Here is a 22,052-nt window from a genome sequence, read left to right on the forward strand (position 1 = left end):
ATACGCTAGTCATAATTATAAACTTGCAATTTGCTCCATACTTGCTTTAATTTTACTTAACTGATCAGCAAATTCAGCCAATTTGACTTTTTCACCCTCAACAACGGCTGCTGGTGCTTTCGCCACAAAACCTTCATTGCCAAGCTTAGTCGCAATTTGATCATGTTGCTTTTGAACTTTGTCTAAGTCTTTTTGTAGGCGACCTAATTCAGCTTTAGGATCAATTAAACCCTTCATTGGAACGAATACAGACACATGACCCACAACAGAAGAAGAAGATAATGGCGGTTGTTCGCCGTCAGCCAAGAATGTAATGCTTTCAACTTTAGCCAATGCCTTAAATAATGCTTCAATACGGGTGATTTGCTCACGTTCAGCATCAGAAATGTTTTGCAGCAATACGGGTAACAAACGCGCATTACCCAAGCCCATTTCGCCACGAATATTACGTACCGCCCCAATCAAGCCTTGTAACCACTGCATATCTGCTTCCGCTTGATCATTGATCTTGGCTTGATCAGGCACAGGGTATTGCGCGGTCATGATGGTTGCGCCACCTTTGCCCAACATTGGCGCAAGAGTTTGCCAGATTTCTTCGGTTAAATATGGCATGAGTGGATGTGCCAAACGTAAAGAAGCTTCCATTACTGCAAGTAACACACGGCGAACTTCTGCTTTACGTTCTTCTGACACATTGGCATCATTAAGCACAGGCTTGGTCAGTTCGACATACCAGTCGCAGTATTCATTCCAGATAAAGTCATAGATCGCTTGCGCCGCAAGGTCTAAACGGTAGGTGGCAAATGCTTGATGAACCGCAGCTTCTGCTTTCTGTAAACGGCTGATAATCCATTGTTCAGGGAGTTCCCATAAATCAGGACGTGCTTCAGCACCAATCGTTTGACCTTCGACATTCATCAGAACAAAACGGGTTGCGTTCCAGATTTTGTTACAGAAGTTACGATAGCCTTCAACACGTTTTAAATCGAACTTGATGTCACGACCCGTATTGGCAAGCGCACAGAAGGTGAAACGAACTGCATCTGTACCGTAAGCTTGAATGCCTTCTGGGAACTCTTTACGGGTTGATTTCTCAATCTTCGCTGCGTCTTTCGGATTCATTAAGCCAGTGGTACGTTTGGCAACCAGACTTTCAAGATCAATACCGTCAATCAAGTCTAACGGATCAAGCACGTTGCCCTTGGACTTCGACATCTTCTGACCTTCACCATCACGGACCAAGCCGTGGACGTAAACCGTCTTGAATGGTACTTGTGATGAACCATCTTCATTCTTCATGAAGTGCATGGTCATCATGATCATACGTGCAACCCAGAAGAAGATGATGTCAAAACCTGTCACCAACACATCAGTCGGGTGGAACGTTTTAAGGAAAACGTTGGCTGCATCTTTCTGTGCATCGCCAGTCCAACCTAAAGTTGAGAACGTCCAAAGCGCAGAGGAGAACCATGTATCCAGTACATCTTCATCCTGATTTAATTCAATGTCAGCAGCGATGTTGTTTTTGGTACGAACGTCTTCTTCATTGCGTCCCACATACACATTGCCCTCGGCATCATACCAGGCAGGAATACGGTGGCCCCACCACAGTTGACGCGAAATACACCAGTCCTGAATGTCACGCATCCATGACATATACATATTGGTATATTGCTCAGGCACAAACTTAATACGACCATCCTGAACTGCTTCGATTGCAGGTTCAGCAAGTGGCGCAATCTTCACATACCATTGATCAGTCAATAATGGTTCAACGATCACACCTGAACGGTCGCCACGTGGCGCTTTCAAGTCATAAGGTTGGATTTGATCTAACCAGCCTTCAGTTTCCGCTTGTTCAACCAACTTTTTACGGGCAGCAAAACGCTCTAAACCAATATAGTCCGCAGGGGCAGGCAACAGTTGAGAAATTTGCTCACCCGCTTTGGCGATATATTCAAACTCAGCCAGCACTTCGGCATTTTTGTTGAAGATGTTGATGATGGCTAAGTTACAGCGTTTACCGACTTCATAGTCATTAAAGTCATGCGCTGGGGTGATTTTCACACAGCCAGTACCGAAATCTTTTTCGACATATTCATCAGCCACCACAGGTACTAAACGACCTGTAATTGGGAGAATAATGTTTTTACCAATCAGGTGTGCATAACGTTCATCTTCAGGATGTACCGCAACTGCTGTATCGCCTAATAAAGTTTCTGGGCGTGTGGTTGCCACAACAAGATAGTCATTACCATCTTTGGTTTTCAGTGATTTATCTTCAAAGAAATACTTAAAGTGCCACAATGAACCTTTTTCTTCCTTGCTTTCAACTTCAAGGTCAGAAACGGCGGTTTGCAGTTTAGGGTCCCAGTTCACCAAACGCTTGCCACGATAGATCAAGCCATCTTCGTGTAAACGGACGAATACTTCCTTTACCGCATTGGACAAGCCCTCATCCATGGTAAAGCGTTCACGAGACCAGTCCACAGATGAACCTAAACGGCGGATTTGCTTGGTAATCGTTCCGCCAGATTGTTCTTTCCATTCCCAAACTTTGTCGATGAACTTGTCACGACCCAAGTCATGACGGGTCACACCTTGCAAACCGAGTTGACGCTCGACCACCATCTGCGTTGCAATCCCCGCATGGTCTGTGCCTGGTTGCCATAAGGTGTTTTTACCCATCATACGGTTGTAGCGGGTCAGGGCATCCATGATGGCATTGTTAAAGCCATGCCCCATGTGCAGGCTACCTGTCACGTTTGGCGGTGGAATCATGATACAGAATGATTCACCCAGACCTGATGGTTTGAAGTAACCCTGTTGTTCCCAGATTTGATACCATTTCTTTTCGATCTCGGTTGGATCGTAAGTGGTTGCAATATTTTGAGCAGATTGAGCGTCAGTCATAGTACAGAAGATTAAAATTGAATAAAAAATTGGATCTATTGTAGCAAAAAAACCGCCAAGATTTTCATCTAAAAAAGCCGATGAAATGCGTTGGTTTTTTAACGATAAAACCTTGAATTATGTGTTCTGTGTCACATAATTATCCTATGTAGATGCATAAAACAACAACATAACAATATTAAAATATGAATGAGAGGATGGTTCAGATGAGTTATTCAATTTTACTAAAAATTAATGAAGCAACACACGGTCAACCATTTTTTTGGCATTTATGCATGTCGATGCGGAATAGAATATGCTAAATTCGGCGTGTAAAAAGCCAAAAATGATATAAAACAGTTTGATGGAAAAATAAGGGCTTGTTGAACAAGCCCTTATTTTATGCAATCTAAGAATTAGGGTAATTAGAATGAACACCGCCGTTTTTTTAAATATTCATGCGGATACATACGCGAGATTTGCGCATATTCGAGCGCAGTTATTACAGGGCAGTAAGGAAAGTCAGGCAAATGCTTTGGGGAATGTCCTGTCAGAAATGGCTTGTGAAGTGATTGAACAGGTTTTTATGGTGCTGCTACAGGAAAACCAGCATCATTCCCAAACAGGCGAATCCGAAAAGGTGATTCAGCAAATTCTGGAAGCCATTCGCAAATATATGCCGTGGTCAGTTTCATTTTTTGGCAATGACCGATTGGTTCCTGTGGTGGAATATCTTTCCAAAACCATTCAGCTTGAAGATGAAAAGGTTTACATGACCTATCCAATTGAACAGCAGCTTGCACAACAGGTGAAAAGCTCAAGCCATAAGCTTGCTGGTGGAGACCGTCATGAAACGGTAAATGCGTTGAAACTGCTGACCGATGTGATTGATGTCGGTGTGACCCATTTAATTCGTGAACCGAAAAAATGCCTGAAGTTCAATTTTGTGGTGGATAAAACCCTCAATGGCGTGATCAACATGACCACACATCTAGGCTATAAACGTTTGGAAAAACTAGGCACTCAACTGGATCAGCAGGTTGCGGTCATTTATGTGGATTACTTCTTAAAATTTATGCGTCATCAGGCATAGGGGATCATTGATATGGCAAAGTTAAAAAACCTTGAAAATAAAGTGGTATGGATTACAGGGGCTTCTTCTGGTTTGGGCAAGGCGCTGGCGCGGGAATGTGCCTTGCAGGGTGCGCAGGTGGTGCTGACCTCACGTCGTTATGATGAACTGGAAGCTGTGCGTGTCGGTTTGTTCAAGCCAGAACGTCATGTTTCAATTGCCGCTGATATTACTGATGAAGCCCAGGTACGTCATGCGCATGAACAGGTTTTGGCATGCAAAGGGCGAATTGACTGGCTCATCAACAATGCAGGTCTGAGCCAGCGTGCCCTGATTCAGGACACCACCATGCAAACTGAACGTGCCATCATGGAAGTGGATTATTTTTCACAGGTGTTCTTTACCAAGACTGTGTTACCAACATTCCTCAAACAAAAGTCTGGTCGGGTGGTATTTGTCTCCAGTGTGGCGGGCCTATTGGGTACACAATACCGTGCCAGTTATTCGGCTGCCAAAGCGGCGATTCATATGTGGGCAAATAGTCTTCGTGCCGAGGTTTCAAAAGATGGGGTTGAGGTTTCGGTGGTTTTCCCAGGCTTTGTTAAAACCAATGTCTCTTTTAATGCCTTAAATGGTGAGGGTAAGCCACAGGGCCATCAGGATGAAGCCATTGAAAATGGCCTCGATGCCGATGTATTCGCCCAGCGAGTTGTTGAGGCTTTGATGGCAGGTGAGGAATATGTAGTTGTCGGCGGCAAGAAAGAACAACTGGGCGTATTGGTGTCCCGTTTGTCACCAAGCCTGTTGTATAAAATGATTCGTAAAACCAAAGTGAAGTAAAAGGGGCTTTTGCTCCCTTTTACTCATTTAAAATAGCCGTGCCATAAGCAAACACTTCAACCATGCCACCTTGCATCCCCAGTTCAGTGGTGCTGAGACGAACCCCCATGATTTGGTTTGCTCCCATCCTGTGTGCTTCCTGCTTGAGCCGAACCATTGCCTCACGCCGTGCCCGTTCTACCAAACTTTCATAGCTGACAAGAGGACCACCAAAGAAGTTTTTAATGGTGGCAAGCACATATTTAAAATAATCATGTGAGATCACCACATTGCTGCTTACCAGTTGACCTTTTGCAGTCGTTTCAACAAAGCGGTTGGTATCAATGCGGATATGGGCAAGTTGTCTTTCTTTCTCATCCAGTTCGCGTAGGTGTTTTTGTTCAATATGACGACCAAAACCCCAACCGACTGAAAAAAGAATCAGAAAAATAACGATCTGAAAAATTAATCCATCCATTATATTGCCTATGCGCCAAATGGATCAGGAAGTTTAGGCGCCACAGGCTGAACCACGACAGCCGTACCATATACAAAAAGTTCGGACGCGCCTTGGGCAATATTCGATGTGGAAAAGCGAATCCCCACAATCGCATTGGCACCTAAACCGCGTGCCTTGTCGATCATGCGTTGTGTGGCTTCCTGACGGGATTCCTCAAGAAGTTCGGTATAACCTGTCAATTCGCCGCCCACAATATTTTTTAAACCCGCCATCAGGTCGCGACCCACGTGCTTACTGCGGACAGTGCTGCCATACACCACATCAAGCTGACGTAAAATTTCATGGCCAGGTACAGATTCCAAGCTGCTGAGTAACATATTGATCTCGAATAAAAATACTGTATTAAAGATAAAACAACATGAGGGATGAGAAAAGCTTAAAAAGGTAATTCTCATAAATATAGCTTGGGAATATACCAAGCCATTTTGATTGAAAGTGAGATGGTTATTTAATGGTGTGATAGAAATAACCTGTAAACTGGGAATTTCATCGCGTGCCGAAGCGGCACAATATGCCAATCATTTGGGGTTAAACTATTATTCAGTCGGACTCAAAATAAACTAGCCATCTCGGGAGATGGCTATAGATAGTACATCTTATTAAGGTTTATTGTGCAGCATGTATTTTAGCACTAGAGGGTTGAGGCGTCACTGTATCACTGGTATTGGCTTTTAAACCGCCACCCAATGTTTTGTAAAGCTCAACTTGGTTGTTCAGGTTTGCCTGCTGTAACAGCAGTAAACCTTGCTCAGCCGAATACGCTGAACGCTGGGCATCCAACACGGTTAAATAACTATCAATACCTGCACGGAAACGGGCGTTAGACAGCTTATAGGTCGTGTTGGTTGCATCCACTAAACGGCGTTGCGCGGTTAAACGATCACCAATGTTGGCACGGGTTGCCAAGGCATCATTCACTTCACGGAAAGCAGATTGAACTGACTTTTCATAGTTTGCCAAGGCAATTTTCTGATCAGTCTCTGAAATCTTGATGTTGGCTTTACGTGTACCCCAATCGAAGATTGGCAAGCTAATATTTGGCCCAATTGACCAAGCTGCATTACCCGCCTTAAAAAGGTTGCTCAAATCTGTTGAAGCATAACCTGCCGAACCTGTCAGGCTAATCGTCGGGTAAAGTTGTGCTTTGGCTGCACCAATATTTGCACCTGCGGCACTGAGTTGATATTCAGCCGCCTTGATATCTGGGCGATTATTGAGCAAGTCACTTGGTAAACCAGCACTTAAAGCGCTTTGTTTGGTAATTTGAGAAATTTGCTGTTGTGGCAATAAGTTTTGAGGAACTGTTTGACCAACAAGTAAATTTAACAAGTTTTGTGCTTGTGCGATCTGTGTTTTGTAGTTGGCAACATCATTACGTGCGGTTTCAACCGAAATTTGCGCCTGACGCAATGGAATCTCACTATCAATGCCCACATCGAAACGTTTCTTGTTCAGGTTAAACGAGTCTTGCTGTACCTTGAGGGTTTGATTTGCAAGTTTCAACTGTGCACTTGCATACGAATAATTCAACCACGTCTGAGTGATCTGGCTGATTAAACTAATTTGTGTGGCATCACGCGCACTTTGTGTCGCAAGGTAGCTGTCTAGTGCCGCATCTTTTAAGCTGGCAACACGCCCCCAGAAATCCAGCTCATAGGTTGTTTGTGGTATACCCACCTGATAAGTAGAATAAGGATTGTTTGGATCATAACTTGGGGATACCTGTCGAGTTGCGCCCCCCCCGACACCAATGGTTGGCAATCTGTTGTTTTCTGAGATTTGGTATTGTTGCTGTGCTTTTTGAATGTTGAGGACAGCAGTACGCAAGTCACGGTTATTGGCAAGCGCCAGATCAATCACTTGCAGTAAACGCTGGTCAGCAAAAAAGTCTTTGTAACCCTGTTCCGCGATTGATGCGCCAGAAGCCTTGCCATAAGAGGCAAAGCTTTCAGGAATATCTGTGTTCACAACAGGCTCTGGCCCGCGCATGCTTTGGCACGCAGCCAAAGACAACGCGAGTGCAGAGATTGCAATGCCACGACTGGAAATAGACCATACAGTTTGCATCACGATCAATGCTCCTGAGTATTTAAAGTTTTAGGTTTGTACTTAAAGATACTACGAATCCACACGAAGAATACAGGGATGAAGAAGATACCTAAAAGTGTTGAGGAGATCACACCACCCAATACACCATAACCGACTGAGTGCTGGCTACCCGCACCCGCACCGCTTGCAAGCGCCAATGGCAAAACACCAAAGCCGAACGCCAGTGTAGTCATGATAATTGGACGTAGACGCATTTTGGATGCATGCAGGGTTGCTTCAAGCAACTCTTCACCTTTTTCCTGTAATTCTTTTGCGAATTCAACAATCAGGATTGCATTCTTCGCGGATAGACCAATTACGGCAACAATTGCAACCTGGAAGTAAATGTTAAAGGATAAGTTTGGATCACCTTTAATCAGCATACCTAACCATGTCAAGGCAAATGCACCGACGATACCTAAAGGTACAACCAGCAATACCGAAACAGGTACAGACCAGCTTTCATAGAGTGCAGCAAGACACAGGAATACGATTAATAATGAAAGAACAAGAAGAGGTGCTGTTTGGCTACCAGAATCACGTTCTTCTAAAGATAAACCTGTCCATTCATAGTCGAAACCGGTTAAGCCCATAGAAGGTAACTTACCAATGATTTCTTCCATTGCCAACATTGCATCACCAGAGCTGACACCCGGTGCAGGCGTACCCTGAATGTTGACGGATGATACACCGTTATAACGTTCAAGACGTGGTGAACCATAGGTCCATTTGCCAGTTGCAAATGCAGAGAACGGAACCATTTCGCCTTTGTTGTTACGTACATACCACTGGTTGAGGTCTTCAGGCATCATACGGGCATTGGCTTCACCCTGCACATAGACTTTTTTCACGCGTCCACGATCAATGAAGTCATTGATGTATGAACCACCCCAGGCAATGCCCATGGTGCTGTTAATATCCGCGATACTGACACCCATTGCACCTGCTTGCGCTTGATCAATGGTGATCTGGTACTGTGGTGTATCTTCTTGACCATTTGGACGTACACCCGCAAGACGTTTGTCTTGTGATGCCATACCTAAAATCGCATTACGAGCAGCAATGAGTTTTTCATGCCCTTGACCGCTGGCATCTTTTAACTGGATATCGAAACCAGAAGCGACACCCAATTCAGGCATTGCGGGTAACTGCAATGGCATGATGTAAGACGCATCTTTCACAATCATGTTCAATGCCATACCACGTTGAATGATGGCACCGATTTGTGATTCTGGTGTCGTACGCTCACTCCAGTCTTTTAATTTAATAAAGGCAAGACCCGCGTTTTGACCCACCCCTGTGAATGAGAAACCAGCAACTGTAAAGATTGACTCTACATTTTCTTTTTCCTTATTCAAGAAATAGCCTGTCATGGTATCGATGACTTTGTCGGTTCGTTCCAAGCTCGCGCTCGGTGGTAACTGAACCAGTGTCATCACCACACCTTGGTCTTCTTCTGGTAAGAATGAAGATGGCAAAACTTTATAAATGCCAACCAAAGCGGCAATCACAACAATATAAAGTACCCCAGAGAATAACTTGTGGTGGGTCATACGATTGACACCGCCTTGGTATTTCTCCGAAAGTCTTTCAAAGCTACGGTTAAACCAACGGAAGAAACGCGCGAAAATATTGTTGCTTTCCTGCTTGTTTGGATCGTGCTGTTTTAACAAGGTTGCACATAGGGCAGGGGTAAAGGTAAGTGCTACGATCAATGACAAGATCATCGCAGTAACCAGCGTGATCGAGAATTGACGATAAATTACCCCAGTGGTTCCACTAAAGAACGCCATCGGTACGAATACCGCTGTTAACACACTGGTAATACCGACTAAGGCGCCTGAAATCTGACTCATCGACTTTTCGGTCGCAGGGACAGGTTCCAGATGTTCTTCCTGCATTACCCGTTCAACGTTCTCGACCACGACAATGGCGTCATCCACCAATAGACCGATGGCCAGTACCATTGCAAACATGGTGAGGGTGTTGATTGAGAAGCCAAACATATTGATTACGGCAAAAGTACCCAGTACCACCACAGGCACGGCCATAGTTGGAATAATGGTGGCACGCCAATTCTGTAAGAACAGGAACATCACAATAAAGACCAAAATGATCGCTTCAATTAAGGTTTTAACAACGCTCTTAATCGAAAGTTCAATAAATGGCGTGGTATCAAAGGCCAATTCATCCTTTAAACCCTCAGGGTAGTTAGGACGTAATTGCTTGAGACGTTCTTCCACAGCAGCAGCAGTATCGAGGGCGTTAGCACCTGTAGACAATCTAATTGCGACACCGCCTGCAGGCTTACCGTTGAACTTTGAGTCAAATTGATAGTTATCTGAACCGAGTTCGACACGTGCAACATCACCCAAACGAACTTGTGCACCACCTGAGGTATTTTTCAGGAAGATGTTTTTAAACTGTTCAGGGGTTTGCAACATGGTTTGTGCATTTACCGTTGCGTTAAGAACTTGGCCTGCAGTTGATGGCGCACCACCGAGCTGACCCACCGCAACTTGCGAGTTTTGTGCACGAATAGCAGTTGCAACATCATTTGGCGTCAAGTTAAAGCTAGTCAGCTTTGCTGGATCTAACCAGATACGCATTGCATATGAACCACCAAATACTTGGAGTTCACCTACACCTGCCACACGACTCAGTGGCTCAGAAATATTTGAGTTCACATAATCTTTAATGTCAGAAGCAGAAAGGCTGTTATCTGGCGAATAAAATGCAATAACTTGCAAGAAGCTTGCACCAGACTTCGTCACTTTTACACCTTGACGTTGTACGTCAGCAGGTAACAGTGCTGTTGCTGATTGCAGTTTGTTTTGAACTTGTACTTGGGCGATATCTGGATCGACACCTTGTGCGAAGTTCAAGTTAATTGATGCTTGACCATTACCCGCACTATTCGATGAAATGTAACGTAAACCATCCAAACCATTCATTTGTTGTTCAATGATTTGGGTGACCGTATTTTCAACGGTTTGCGCAGAAGCCCCAGGATAAGTTGCAGAAATCGTTACCGTGGGGGGGGCAATTGTCGGATATTGTGCAACTGGCATTTTTGTGAGCGTGATAATACCCGCCAACATAATGACCAGTGCGATCACCCATGCAAAAATTGGGCGATGGATAAAAAATTGAGCCATGCAATCTACCCCTTAAGCTTGTGAAGTAGCTTTTTGTTCAGCTTTTGCTGAATCGGCTTGCTTTTGTTGTTCAGCGGCGGCTGGTGGTGTAGCATTTTGACCTTGTGGTGCTTTTGCCTGTGGCTGGTAAGGTTTTACAGAAACTTGCTGGCCTTCCTTAACCTTGGCAACACCATCAACCACAATCTTGTCACCCGCCTGTAAGCCATCGGTGACAATCCAGTCCTGAGCTTTCACACCAACCGTTGTGATTGGGCGCGCTTCAACCGTATTCTTCGCATTTACAATCAAGGCAATCGCCTGTCCTGTTGGTAGACGTGACACAGCCACCTGTGGAATCAGGTAGGCATTTGGAATGATGCCCTGTGAAATCTTGGCAGTTGCATACATACCTGGTAACAACAGGTGGTTTGGATTTGAGAACACTGCACGCAAGGTCACTGTACCTGTGTCTGGATTGACTCTGGCATCAGAGAAAGCCAACTGGCCTTCAACAGGATAGTCGGAACCATCTTCAAGCGTAATCTTGACACGGGTGTTGTTGCTGTTGTTCAGGCTGCCTTTACTGAGCTGTTGACGTAGGCGCAACATTTCGGCACTGGATTGGTTAATATCAACATAGATCGGGTTAAGCTGTTGAATCGTGACCAAGGGATCAGCCTGATTCGCTGTCACCAACGCACCAGCTGTTACCGAAGAACGGCTGGACTGGCCTGAGATTGGCGCACGTACAGTAGAATAGCCCAAAGTGATCTCAGCATTTTTCAATGCCGCCTGAGAGGCTGCTACATCGGCTTCAGCCAACAGGACCTGGGCATGAATATCATCATATTCCTGTTTGGAAACCGCATTGGTGCCAACCAACTGACGATAACGCCCTTCTTTAACGCGTAATGCATTTAGGTTTGCTTGCTGGCGCAATAAGGTCGCGCGGGCGCTGTCTGCGCTTGCACGGTTGGTCTTGGCGTCAATTTCATAAAGTGCCTGACCTGCCTGAACATAACTGCCTTCAGCAAATAAGCGCTTTAAAATGACACCACCTGTTTGTGGACGTACTTCTGAAACCTGATAGGCGGAGGTCCGCCCAGAAAGTTCCACACTTTGTTCTACACTTTGCGGTTGGGCAACAATGACACCGACTTCAGGAGGTGGCATTTTTTGAGCAGCAGCAGCTTGCTGTGCATCTTTAGGGTCTTTGCTACAACCAACAAGCGCAATGCTTGTTGCCAACGCGCAAGCAGTGAGGGCAGGAGCCCAAAGCTTAGCTGACATCATTATTCCACCTCAATTTAGATTTTTTATCTAAAAACAAATTGTTGCTGAAATTGCCTTGATACAGCCAAAACCAAAGCAACGAAGTCCAAATCAGCCCGATTCCCCAACCTGCCAATACATCGGTTGGATAGTGAACCCCAGCATAAACTCTAGATATCCCCATGAAAACAAACCATAAAGTAGATACTAAAATAATGCTGTTACGGTATTTATGCGCGCTGTACAGCAACATGAACATATTCGCAAGGGTCGCAGCATATAGGCTATGGGCACTTGGGAAAGATGCGCCATAACTTTGAATCAAGTGATAAAGTTCCAAGGGTCTTGGTCGATCAATGCCCCATTTCAGAAGCCAACCAATCACAATACTTCCACCCACACTTAAAGCGATAAAAATTGCATTCTTATAGTTTTTAATCCAAGTTTGATAAATACACAAAAAAGTGGTTAAAAATAATAAAAATGGCATTCCACCCAGTCGAGAAAGCAGAATGGTTACCTGGTTAAGCGCAAACGAACGGTGTTCAAATAAAGCTTGAACACTAAAAAGGTCTAAAGTCGATGTGTCGAGATAAACCAGCCCAAACACACCGAGTCCTAAAAAAAAGCAACCAATACACAGCAGTAGGTGCGGCATGCGAACCTCATTATTTGCTTAACCATTGTTCAGGGTTGTCGAATGTTTGAAAGTGTACTTGCGAGTACACTCTTGGTCAAGTCTTGAAATCTTATGATAATTTCATTTTCATGTTTTTTAAGGTTCAGTAAAAAAACATAACAAAATTTGATTAATGTCTCATTTTTTGCTCTGTCGTGTCTTGCTCTTCCACTTCAACAGGTTGTTTTGGGGGCCAGAAGAAATCACTTGGTCGGGTCAGGAAATGGGTGATGACTAATTTAGCCAAGGGTTTCCACTGTGAGAAGCGCACACGGCGCGCACGCAACGCGACAATAATCGTCAGGGTAAAGCTGACAAACAGGTTGGTGAGACCAATCAACATAACGCCCAAAAATGACACGATGATTAAACCAAGGTCAGGTGCGCCGCTTACTGTCATTAAGCCTTGAATGAAATTGGCGGATGCAAAGGCAATATGACGGATATCCAGCGGCAGGCCTAAAATAAAACCGATGGTTCCCATACTTCCCAGCATTATCCCGAACAGGAAGTTACCTGCCAAAGCCCCGAGATTGGTTTCAATATAGTTGGCAAACTTGTCCAGTCGTGCCTGTCCCATCCAGCGTTTTAGGCGGCGGTGCTGTTTTAGACGGGGGCCGACCTTTCGGTAGACTGCCAGATTATCGAAATAGCCCGCAATCAGGCCTGAAAGGAATAAACAGACACCTGCAATTGCCGCATGCGGGATAGCCAGCGAAGTAAATGGATTTAAATCATGTAGTGTCTTGGCTGCCTTAATAGGGGAAAGTAACGGTTCCCCAAGACTGTACTGCCATAAAAAGGTAATTAAGGCCGCTACAGGAATAGCGATTGAAATATTTCCCAGTATTGCGATGAATTGAGTTCGGATAATATTGATAATCAGGGCCGCCAGTTCAGCAATCTGAGCTGTTTTACTGCCTTTCTGCTGCTGTACCGTTGCTGCAAGTGCTGCGGCCGTCATCGCAGGTTGTTTGGTTGCAACCGTAAAATGCAGCACATGGATCAGCATGAAACCTAGACCATAATTCATGCTATATAAAAATGCATGCATAAATGGAGCAAGTACCAGACGGGTCGTTAAAATTTTCAAGGTGGCCATGACGGCAATAATTGCGCCTGCACCTGCCGCCGCCTTATACATGCCGAAAAAGCCTTTTTTATCGGTACTTACATAATGCTCACCTGTTTTACTGGCATTTTCGGTGACTTGCAGGGCAATCAGTTCACTGGTTGAATTTAGTAGGTGACGAACACTTTTTTCATCATAATGGGCCTGGGTCAGGTCAGTAATTAATTGTCCCAGTGCGATAGAGTGGAAATCATTTTTACTGGCAAGCAAACCAAGCAATAATTCAATACGGTCAAGCGCCTGCTCCAGTAAGGACAATAAATAGGTCAGGCTGATACTGACCCCGATGCGCTTGGTTGCCCGACGGATCTTGAGCACAACCTCACGGCATTGGTCCAGCATCACAAAGGCCTGTGACGCATCGGGAGGAGCAAGCACCGCAACTGTATCCTGCTGGTGTATCTGCTGTTTATACTTTTCAATGAACTCTACAATTTCACGGTTCTGAACCAAAAAAGGTGACTCATATTCAATAATGTCGGGTTGTGCATTAATAAATTCTGGATACAGACCAATGCCACTAATCCGATAGGACAACACAGTAATGGCCTTGATCAGGTCGGTTTTACACACCTGTTTTTCATTCGTGTTGCTTTGGCTTTCAGCAATTAGGTTGAAGAGGGTAATCCAGTCCTGATTTTCGATCAGGTCCAGCCATTCTCCATCACTTTGCTTATGAAAGACTTTGCCAACGAGGGTTTTAAGCTGGTTAGCATCTTCCACTAAAGGCAGGAAATGTGCGCCAAGACGTTGCCCAAGCTGATTCCAGAAACCATCCAGCGAAAGAATGCCGCTGTCGGCATAGAGGCTGATCTGTTTATACTGGCTCATCAGCTTGAGCAGGAAATTCTGGAGTAAAGTTGCTGAAGTGGGAGTCAGCAAAAGAATTTTGATTAATGCATGAATTCGCTGTTTAACTTCTTCAGCATCATTCGGTTTTTTGGGTCGTATGCGATTGACCAGTTCAATGAGGATCTGCTCATTGGCAAGAAGATTTTCAGAAACAGCCTCAGGGTGGTCAAGCTGTTCCTGCATTTTTAAAAATAAATCAGATAAATTTAAATGCATAGGCACTCAGAAAAATTATTGTAGTCGATGTAAGGCCATTAAGGTCAGGTTCATCAGTGCCTGGCGATATTCATTATCTGGAAGTGCTTTAAGCGCTTCTAAAGCGGCATCCGTTTCTTGTTGGGCACGTTTTTGACAGTAATCCAGACCACCTGAGTGATGAACAATTTCAATCACTTTATCCAAATGTTCCACACCGCCTGTTGCAATGCTGCGGCGAATAATCGCATGGTCATCACCAGTGGAGTGGGCCAATGCTGAAATTAACGGTAAAGTCGGTTTGCCTTCCATTAAATCATCACCAATATTTTTACCCAGTGTTTCCGCATCGGAGGTGTAGTCTAAAATATCGTCAATGATCTGAAAGGCATTGCCAAAGTGACCCGCAAAGCGACGCAGTGGCTCACGGTATTCTTCAGTACCCGCCAAGATAGCCGCGCCTTCAGTTGCCAGTTCAAACAGGCGTGATGTTTTACCATGAATAATTTTTAGATAGGTTTCTTCAGTGGTCTCTGGCTGGTATTGGGACTGAAGCTGTAAAACCTCACCTTCCGCAATTTCACAGGTTCCTGTTGAGAAATCCTTGAGTAAAGTGATGTTGTTTAAGTCCACCAGTAAATCGAAAGCGCGGGCAATCAGAAAGTCACCGACCAGAACGGCGGTCTGGTTGTTCCAGGTTGCATTGGCAGTGGGTCTGCCGCGGCGCAGATTGGACTCATCCACAACATCATCATGTACCAGCGTTGCGGTATGCAGCATTTCAATAATGGCTGCCAGATGGTGCGCATGCTGCATATTGGCTACACCACATGCACGGGCTGCGAGTAGGCACATGATTGGGCGCATACGTTTACCGCCAGCCTCAACCACATGCTTGCTGACTGACATGACCAGGCCAACCTTGGAGCTGATTCCTTCATTGATCAAATGATCCATCGCAGCAAAATCTGTCGCTACAGGAGAGAGAATGTCTTGCTTAAAATCGATAACCATATGAAGAAGAACCTCGTACAGGTGAAATATAGTGTTAGGTGTATCAATATGTCTGTTGCTGAACAGCTATACAGGCTGTGTAATCAGTCATTTAAATCGGTGCAGCGATTTTGCGGCTTTCGTTAGACAAAAAAGCGGTCTCTACATAGCCAAACCTAAGCTTTATACCATAGGTATGCATGACTTTATATAAACACAGATTGTTATTGTCGCAATTGGTTTTTTAGAATGTATTGCAAAACCCGATCAGAATCAATAAAAACAACGTATTCTGAAACTGTTTGATTTTATTATGAAATCTACAGCTCATTTGTTGAGCGGCGTATTTGTGCAAAATCACTTGTTGTTTGATCAAATTTCACTTAAAATCTATCGCCTTGTATAACCCCAGTGGCGTTCGTCTTAAGATCGGTATGTCCCTTTATCGGCACGACGACACGGGCATGTTGGAGTACATTATGTACGCAGTAATCCAAAGCGGTGGTAAACAGCACCGTGTTGTTGAGGGTGAAACCCTTAAAGTAGAATTATTGAAAGCTGAAACTGGCGCGACTATTACGTTTGATGACGTATTAATGGTTGTAAACGGTGACAACATTCAAATCGGTGCTCCAGTTGTAGCTGGCGCAAAAGTAACTGCAGAAGTAGTTGGCCATGGTCGTCACGACAAAATCCGCATCATCAAAATGCGTCGTCGTAAACACTACCGTAAGCAACAAGGTCACCGTCAATGGTTTACCGAGTTGAAAATTACTGGTATCGCAGGCTAACACAGGAGTAAATAGACATGGCAACTAAAAAAGCCGGTGGATCGACGAAGAACGGTCGTGATTCGAATCCTAAGATGTTGGGTGTTAAAGTTTACGGTGGTCAAACTGTAACTGCTGGTAACATCATCGTTCGTCAACGTGGTACTGAGTTCCACGCTGGTGCAAATGTTGGTATGGGCCGTGACCATACTTTATTTGCTACTGCTGACGGCGTAGTGAAATTTGAAGTGAAAGGTCAGTTTGGCCGTCGCTATGTAAGTGTTGAAGCTTAAGCTTTAATGGTTCAGGAAAACCCGCTTTTGGCGGGTTTTTTTATATTTACAATCTCTACATAAAGGCAGAAACTTCATACATAATGCAGGACTTTGCGACACGAAATACACAAAACCTGTGTATTTCTTCATTTTTTTCGTGATCAAAAACAGTAAGATGTCGTCATAACAGTAGAAATCTGATAGAAGGTTCATTTTATGAATTTCGTAAAAAAAATAGCTTATGCCGCAACGTTAAGTGCCATCACGCTTGCCCCTGTTGTGGGAAGTCAGGTGTTTGCCGCACCTGTGGCTGCATCGGCTCAGCAGGCAACCAGCAGTCTGGTAAAGCAGTTGGCTGGCCTGCAACGACTGACCGCAGATTTTGAACAAAGCACCAAGACCACCAATAATAAAACTGTACAGAAAAAAGGCTTAACAGCCCAACACATGAATCAGACCTTTAAAGGTGTGATGAAAGTTGAGCGTCCTGGAAAATTCTATTGGGAAACCACCAGTCCAGCGAAGCAAACCATTGTAACCACGGGTAAGGTGGTGTGGATTTATGATCCAGATTTACAGCAGGCAGTACGCCAGAGTCTGGATGATCAGGTGGCCAATACGCCTGCACTATTATTGTCAGGTAATACCAACCAGATTATGGATGCTTACCGTGTGACTCAGCCTGACCGAACCAAGCTGTACTATACCTTGTACCCAAAACAGGATGATGGTGCATTCCAAAGCCTAACCATTAGCTTTGGCGCAAATAAGGCACCCACCTTGATGATTTTGCAGGATTCCTTGGGTCAAACCACTTATGTACGTTTTAGCAACATTAAGGTAAATCCAGCGATTCCAGCATCGGTCTTTCACTTTGAACCGCCAAAAGGTACAGATATTATTGACCAATAATGGACTTATGCTCAACAAAGCCGCATCTGTTGCGGCTTTTTGCTGGGCGCGATATAGATACATTTCTTAATTTCATCTAGGCGCAAGGCTTTGTATAGTGAAGAAAAATCCTGGAGACTTGCATGGCGATGAAAATAGTAAAAAGATCACAATTGATTCCACTCATTTCAATACTTACGGTCATTGCAATGGTTGGCTGTCAACCTAAAAAAGAACAATCGTCAGCTACTGCTGAAAAAGTCGATATTCCATTGATTCAGGCCAAAGTTGTGGCGGTCAAGCTTCCTAAACAAAAGTTGTGCCTGGAAGATGGATGTACCAGTTATGACTTGCAAACGGTCGAGACCAAGCAAAAATGGATTGATGAATATTTTATCAATCGTATGAAAAAGGCCGAGCCGAATGCCTTTGCCAACATTGCAGACCAAAAAGTCAAGGTGCCAGCGGATGAACCCTCGCTTAGTGAAAGTAGCACTTATGTACGTTTTTTAGGGCAAAACTATAATTTAGCGACTTTTGCCATTCAGACCTATAGTTACCCTGCGGGTGCGGCACATGGCATGTCGCATCAGGAATTTGTCAATTTTGACCTGTCCAATAAAAAACACATTACTGTAAGTGAATTGGTTAAACCTGACATGAACCAAAAACTACGCGATGAGTTATATGCCTCGAATCAGAATTGGCTGGAAGACCATAACATCAAGAAAGAGCAGTTGCAGGTGAGTGACAACTATTATTATGGTGTCAATGGGATAGTATTCGTCTATCCGCTGTACGAATTGGCTTCGTACGCCGAAGGGATGAGCGAGTTGACCCTGCCATATTATGCAGCCAAACAGTTTATTAAGCCGCAATATTTGCCAAGTCTGCCGAAAGAGCCTGTTTAGCCAGTATTCAGCATCGATATATCGTGTGTGGATGCTGAGTCTTTGTTGTCTATTACTGTATTTTTTCGGGTTAAAGCCTTACACTATAGCCAGTTTTTTCTCTATTCATGATTGATTATGATCGACCCAAAATTACTCAGAAATAATATTGAAGCGGTCAATGCCGCTTTGGCAAAACGTGGTATTCAGCTTGATGTTCAGGAATGGGCGGATTTAGAAGCGCGCCGTAAAGATTTACAGTCCAAGGCTGAAAATTTACAGGCAGAGCGTAATGCGGGTGCCAAACAGGTCGGTCAAATTAAGAAATCGGGTGGAGATGCATCTGAGATCATGGCACGTATGGCTGCCATTGGTGATGAAATCAAGGCTGCTGAAGTGGCTTTGGCTGAGCTGCAAACTGAACTTGAGCAAAAATCACTGGCCATTCCAAACTTACCTGATGAATCTGTTCCAGAAGGGAAAGATGAAAGTGATAACTTAGAAATCTTAAAGTGGGGCACACCACGCCAATTTGATTTTGAGATCAAGGACCATACCGATCTGGGCGAATGGATGGGTGGTCTTGAGTTTGAGACCGCAACCAAGCTGACAGGTTCACGTTTTAGTGTATTGAAAGGTCCTTTGGCACGTCTACAACGTGCTTTAACCCAATTTATGTTAGATACGCATACGCTCAAAAATGGTTATACCGAAGCGTATGTACCTTATCTGGTCAATGCAGATAGCTTACGTGGTACAGGTCAGCTGCCTAAATTTGAAGAAGACTTATTCAAGTTGCAAGGTGAGAAAGAGTATTACCTGATTCCAACCGCAGAAGTGCCTGTCACCAACTTTGTGCGTGACGAAATCTTAGATGCCGATCGTTTGCCACTTAAATACGCAGCACATACACCATGTTTCCGTAGTGAAGCAGGTTCTTACGGGCGTGATACCCGTGGCCTGATTCGTCAGCATCAGTTTGACAAGGTTGAAATGGTGCAAATCGTAAAACCAGAGCACTCAATGCAGGCGCTTGAAGAACTGACTGCACATGCAGAAGGCATTTTGCAGGCATTGGGTTTACCTTACCGCAAGATTTTGCTCTGTGGTGGTGATATGGGCTTCGGTTCAACCAAGACCTATGACCTGGAAGTATGGGTACCAAGCCAAAATACCTATCGTGAAATCTCTAGCTGCTCAAACATGGGCGATTTTCAGGCACGCCGTATGAAAGCGCGCTACCGTGTAGACCAGAAGAAGATCGAACTGGTGCATACCTTGAATGGTTCAGGTCTGGCGGTGGGTCGTACCTTGCTTGCAGTGATGGAAAATTACCAGCGTGCTGACGGTTCAATCGAAATTCCAGAAGTTTTACGTCCATATATGGGCGGTGCAAGCTATATTGATTAAACTGCGCATCCATTTTGTGCATAGTTTTTGCTTTAGCCCAATCAGATCTAAAAAATATAGAGGCGTATCGTGGAAATTTTCCCAATCTCTTTAAAGTTGCAGCAGCAACGTTGTCTGATTGTTGGCGGTGGGCATATTGCCTACCGTAAAGCAAGTTTATTGGTGAAGGCAGGTGCGATTGTCGATGTGATTGCGCCTGAGATTGAGCCTGAGTTACGCCAGCTTGTTTACAAATCGATGGGGCAATATATTCAGGCCGCTTTTTCTGAAAATATTCTTGCTACAGGTTATCGTTTGGTGATTGCTGCAACCGACAATACCGCTGTGAATAAAAGCGTTTTCGAGCAATGCGAAGCACGTAATATTTTAGTGAATAGTGTGGATGATATTCCGAATTGCCGTTTCATGGTTCCCGCGATTATTGACCGTTCACCTTTGGTGATTTCCGTTGCATCCAATGGAGCATCGCCTGTTTTATCCAGACAACTTCGTACCCAGATTGAAACGATTGTGCCGCATGGTATGGGGAAACTGGCTGAGTTTTCAGGTCTTTGGCGTAAACAGGTCAAGGAAAAGATTTCCAATCCCGATGAACGCCGTATCTTTTGGGAGAATCTGTATGCCAGTCCGTTAAAGGAGCAGGTGTTCAATGATAATCTGGATGTGGCGAATGATTTGATCCAGCAGGCGTTGACTGAATGGATAGCACCGAAAGGTGAGGTGTATCTGGTGGGGGCTGGTCCAGGTGATCCTGAGCTTTTGACCTTAAAAGCCTTACGCTTGATGCAACAAGCTGATGTGGTGATTTATGACCGCTTGGTGTCTGCGCCGATTCTGGAACTCTGCCGCCGTGATGCGGAAAAGATTTATGTCGGTAAGGCCCGTTCCAATCATTCCGTTCCACAAGAGGGTATTAATGCCTTATTGGTGGAGTATGCACAAAAAGGTAAACGTGTTTGCCGCCTGAAAGGTGGTGATCCCTTTATCTTTGGACGTGGTGGTGAAGAAATTCAGGAGCTGGTTGAAGCCAGTGTCACTTTTCAGGTTGTGCCTGGAATTACCGCCGCATCAGGTTGTTCCGCATATGCAGGGATTCCGCTGACCCATCGTGATTATGCACAAAGTGTTCGTTTCCTAACTGGGCACTTAAAAGAGGGTTCACCAGAATTACCCTGGAATGAACTGGTGTATGAAAATCAGACCTTGGTGCTGTACATGGGCTTGGTGGGCTTGGAGCGTATTTGTGAGCAACTGATTGCACATGGTCAACGACCAACCATGCCTGTTGCCTTGATTTCCAAAGGTACAACGCCTGAGCAGAAAGTACTGGTGGGTACATTGGCGGATATTGCAGCCAAAGTGTCTGAACATCATATCGTAGCACCGACCTTAACCATTATTGGTGAAGTGGTGAGTCTGCGTGAACAGTTACAATGGTTGTAAGAATCTCATAATTAATGTTTCAATTTATACCCCCCTAAATCCCCCCTCACAGGGGGGACTTACATGCAATGTAGAGAATATTTGTGATTCATGTTGTCCTATACGAACCTGAAATTCCTGCCAACACAGGCAATATCATTCGTTTATGTGCCAATACAGGTGCGCAACTGCATTTGATCAAGCCTTTGGGCTTTGAACTGGATGATAAGAAACTGAAGCGTGCAGGCCTGGATTATCACGAATGGGCAAGAATGCAGATTTGGGACAATATTGAAATTTGCCTCGCGGATTTAAAGGCAAAGGGTATTGGCATCAATGATATTTTTCCATTGACCACCAAAGGTTCTGCCACACCGCATACGGTCGATTTAAACCGTTCTGTTGCATTACTTATGGGGCCTGAAACTCGTGGCTTGCCTGAACAGGTACGCCTGATGTTCCCGCAGGAAAACTGGATTCGTTTGCCCATGGCTGAAAATTCAAGAAGCCTGAACCTTTCCAACGCAACCGCGGTGATTGTTTATGAAGCCTGGCGGCAGCAGGGATTTAAGGCACTGACTTGATTATTAAAAATTTTCTGTCATCGTAAAGGCTTATCGAAACAAAGGCTAAATGTTTAAAGATTTAAAGCAAACGTCATCATATATGACATTGAAATTGTTTCAAACTTTTTTAAAATTAATAGAAAAGGCGCATTTAGCGCCTTTCCTATTCCAGCA

General features: G+C 44.5%; 18 protein-coding genes. 9 read left to right on the forward strand and 9 right to left on the reverse strand.

Annotation, left to right across the window (positions count from 1 at the left end):
• Positions 1-15 precede the first annotated feature (15 nt).
• On the reverse strand, positions 16-2,913 hold the full coding sequence (locus tag F973_RS07315) for a valine--tRNA ligase (protein ID WP_004760931.1): 2,898 nt from the start codon (positions 2,911-2,913) through the stop codon (positions 16-18).
• A 409-nt stretch (positions 2,914-3,322) separates the two neighbouring features.
• On the opposite strand from F973_RS07315, the gene F973_RS07320 reads away from it, so the two are divergent.
• Positions 3,323-3,985, forward strand: coding sequence for a hypothetical protein (locus F973_RS07320; RefSeq protein WP_004674981.1), 663 nt, complete (start codon positions 3,323-3,325; stop codon positions 3,983-3,985).
• 12 nt (positions 3,986-3,997) lie between these two features.
• Complete coding sequence (locus tag F973_RS07325) at positions 3,998-4,804, forward strand: SDR family NAD(P)-dependent oxidoreductase (protein WP_004760932.1); 807 nt, start codon at positions 3,998-4,000, stop codon at positions 4,802-4,804.
• Between the two features lie 19 nt (positions 4,805-4,823).
• Here the strand turns inward: F973_RS07325 and F973_RS07330 are convergent, their stop codons facing one another.
• The 8 genes from F973_RS07330 to sdsA form a co-directional block, all read right to left on the reverse strand.
• On the reverse strand, positions 4,824-5,261 hold the full coding sequence (locus tag F973_RS07330; RefSeq protein WP_004681541.1) for a YbjQ family protein: 438 nt from the start codon (positions 5,259-5,261) through the stop codon (positions 4,824-4,826).
• An 8-nt stretch (positions 5,262-5,269) separates the two neighbouring features.
• Positions 5,270-5,620, reverse strand: coding sequence for a YbjQ family protein (locus tag F973_RS07335; protein ID WP_004674976.1), 351 nt, complete (start codon positions 5,618-5,620; stop codon positions 5,270-5,272).
• Between the two features lie 289 nt (positions 5,621-5,909).
• Positions 5,910-7,370, reverse strand: a complete 1,461-nt coding sequence (gene adeK, locus F973_RS07340; protein ID WP_004760933.1) for a multidrug efflux RND transporter AdeIJK outer membrane channel subunit AdeK — start codon at positions 7,368-7,370, stop codon at positions 5,910-5,912.
• A gap of 5 nt (positions 7,371-7,375) precedes the next feature.
• Positions 7,376-10,549: an efflux RND transporter permease subunit gene (locus tag F973_RS07345; protein WP_004674971.1), complete on the reverse strand. Its 3,174-nt coding sequence runs from the start codon at positions 10,547-10,549 to the stop codon at positions 7,376-7,378.
• Between the two features lie 12 nt (positions 10,550-10,561).
• Complete coding sequence (locus F973_RS07350; protein ID WP_004674970.1) at positions 10,562-11,824, reverse strand: efflux RND transporter periplasmic adaptor subunit; 1,263 nt, start codon at positions 11,822-11,824, stop codon at positions 10,562-10,564.
• Positions 11,811-12,461, reverse strand: a complete 651-nt coding sequence (locus tag F973_RS07355) for a phosphatase PAP2 family protein (protein WP_004755950.1) — start codon at positions 12,459-12,461, stop codon at positions 11,811-11,813. The genes F973_RS07350 and F973_RS07355 overlap by 14 nt, the downstream gene beginning before the upstream one ends.
• Positions 12,462-12,612: 151 nt before the next feature.
• Positions 12,613-14,682: a site-specific recombinase gene (locus F973_RS07360; protein ID WP_004760934.1), complete on the reverse strand. Its 2,070-nt coding sequence runs from the start codon at positions 14,680-14,682 to the stop codon at positions 12,613-12,615.
• 15 nt (positions 14,683-14,697) lie between these two features.
• Positions 14,698-15,675, reverse strand: coding sequence for an All-trans-nonaprenyl-diphosphate synthase (gene sdsA, locus F973_RS07365; protein ID WP_004674967.1), 978 nt, complete (start codon positions 15,673-15,675; stop codon positions 14,698-14,700).
• 458 nt (positions 15,676-16,133) lie between these two features.
• Here sdsA and rplU point away from each other — a divergent pair, with 458 nt between their 5' ends.
• From rplU to F973_RS07400, 7 genes are all read left to right on the forward strand, one after another.
• Positions 16,134-16,445 (forward strand): 50S ribosomal protein L21, encoded by a 312-nt coding sequence (gene rplU, locus F973_RS07370; protein ID WP_004652230.1) that lies wholly within the window; start codon positions 16,134-16,136, stop codon positions 16,443-16,445.
• 17 nt (positions 16,446-16,462) lie between these two features.
• On the forward strand, positions 16,463-16,717 hold the full coding sequence (gene rpmA, locus F973_RS07375; protein ID WP_004760935.1) for a 50S ribosomal protein L27: 255 nt from the start codon (positions 16,463-16,465) through the stop codon (positions 16,715-16,717).
• A gap of 198 nt (positions 16,718-16,915) precedes the next feature.
• Entirely contained in the window at positions 16,916-17,611 is a 696-nt protein-coding gene (gene lolA / locus F973_RS07380; protein ID WP_004760936.1) for an outer membrane lipoprotein periplasmic chaperone LolA, read from the forward strand.
• 128 nt (positions 17,612-17,739) lie between these two features.
• Complete coding sequence (locus F973_RS07385; protein WP_034432482.1) at positions 17,740-18,501, forward strand: RsiV family protein; 762 nt, start codon at positions 17,740-17,742, stop codon at positions 18,499-18,501.
• A 117-nt stretch (positions 18,502-18,618) separates the two neighbouring features.
• The gene (gene serS / locus F973_RS07390) at positions 18,619-19,890 is read left to right on the forward strand and encodes a serine--tRNA ligase (protein ID WP_004760938.1); all 1,272 of its coding nucleotides are present in this window, start codon (positions 18,619-18,621) and stop codon (positions 19,888-19,890) included.
• 69 nt (positions 19,891-19,959) lie between these two features.
• Positions 19,960-21,333 (forward strand): siroheme synthase CysG, encoded by a 1,374-nt coding sequence (gene cysG / locus F973_RS07395; RefSeq protein ID WP_004760939.1) that lies wholly within the window; start codon positions 19,960-19,962, stop codon positions 21,331-21,333.
• Between the two features lie 83 nt (positions 21,334-21,416).
• The gene (locus tag F973_RS07400; RefSeq protein ID WP_004760940.1) at positions 21,417-21,896 is read left to right on the forward strand and encodes a tRNA (cytidine(34)-2'-O)-methyltransferase; all 480 of its coding nucleotides are present in this window, start codon (positions 21,417-21,419) and stop codon (positions 21,894-21,896) included.
• The last annotated feature ends 156 nt before the right edge of the window (positions 21,897-22,052 follow it).

The sequence above is a fragment of the Acinetobacter sp. CIP 102129 genome (genome assembly GCF_000368305.1).
GTDB lineage: Bacteria > Pseudomonadota > Gammaproteobacteria > Pseudomonadales > Moraxellaceae > Acinetobacter > Acinetobacter parvus.

What these genes read in the sequence shown, in the direction of transcription:
- F973_RS07315 (WP_004760931.1), bottom strand. Translation starts at nt 2,913, where the DNA reads ATGACTGACGCTCAATCTGCTCAAAATATTGCAACCACTTACGATCCA.
- F973_RS07320 (WP_004674981.1), top strand. Translation starts at nt 3,323, where the DNA reads ATGAACACCGCCGTTTTTTTAAATATTCATGCGGATACATACGCGAGA.
- F973_RS07325 (WP_004760932.1), top strand. Translation starts at nt 3,998, where the DNA reads ATGGCAAAGTTAAAAAACCTTGAAAATAAAGTGGTATGGATTACAGGG.
- F973_RS07330 (WP_004681541.1), bottom strand. Translation starts at nt 5,261, where the DNA reads ATGGATGGATTAATTTTTCAGATCGTTATTTTTCTGATTCTTTTTTCA.
- F973_RS07335 (WP_004674976.1), bottom strand. Translation starts at nt 5,620, where the DNA reads ATGTTACTCAGCAGCTTGGAATCTGTACCTGGCCATGAAATTTTACGT.
- adeK (WP_004760933.1), bottom strand. Translation starts at nt 7,370, where the DNA reads ATGCAAACTGTATGGTCTATTTCCAGTCGTGGCATTGCAATCTCTGCA.
- F973_RS07345 (WP_004674971.1), bottom strand. Translation starts at nt 10,549, where the DNA reads ATGGCTCAATTTTTTATCCATCGCCCAATTTTTGCATGGGTGATCGCA.
- F973_RS07350 (WP_004674970.1), bottom strand. Translation starts at nt 11,824, where the DNA reads ATGATGTCAGCTAAGCTTTGGGCTCCTGCCCTCACTGCTTGCGCGTTG.
- F973_RS07355 (WP_004755950.1), bottom strand. Translation starts at nt 12,461, where the DNA reads ATGCCGCACCTACTGCTGTGTATTGGTTGCTTTTTTTTAGGACTCGGT.
- F973_RS07360 (WP_004760934.1), bottom strand. Translation starts at nt 14,682, where the DNA reads ATGCATTTAAATTTATCTGATTTATTTTTAAAAATGCAGGAACAGCTT.
- sdsA (WP_004674967.1), bottom strand. Translation starts at nt 15,675, where the DNA reads ATGGTTATCGATTTTAAGCAAGACATTCTCTCTCCTGTAGCGACAGAT.
- rplU (WP_004652230.1), top strand. Translation starts at nt 16,134, where the DNA reads ATGTACGCAGTAATCCAAAGCGGTGGTAAACAGCACCGTGTTGTTGAG.
- rpmA (WP_004760935.1), top strand. Translation starts at nt 16,463, where the DNA reads ATGGCAACTAAAAAAGCCGGTGGATCGACGAAGAACGGTCGTGATTCG.
- lolA (WP_004760936.1), top strand. Translation starts at nt 16,916, where the DNA reads ATGAATTTCGTAAAAAAAATAGCTTATGCCGCAACGTTAAGTGCCATC.
- F973_RS07385 (WP_034432482.1), top strand. Translation starts at nt 17,740, where the DNA reads ATGAAAATAGTAAAAAGATCACAATTGATTCCACTCATTTCAATACTT.
- serS (WP_004760938.1), top strand. Translation starts at nt 18,619, where the DNA reads ATGATCGACCCAAAATTACTCAGAAATAATATTGAAGCGGTCAATGCC.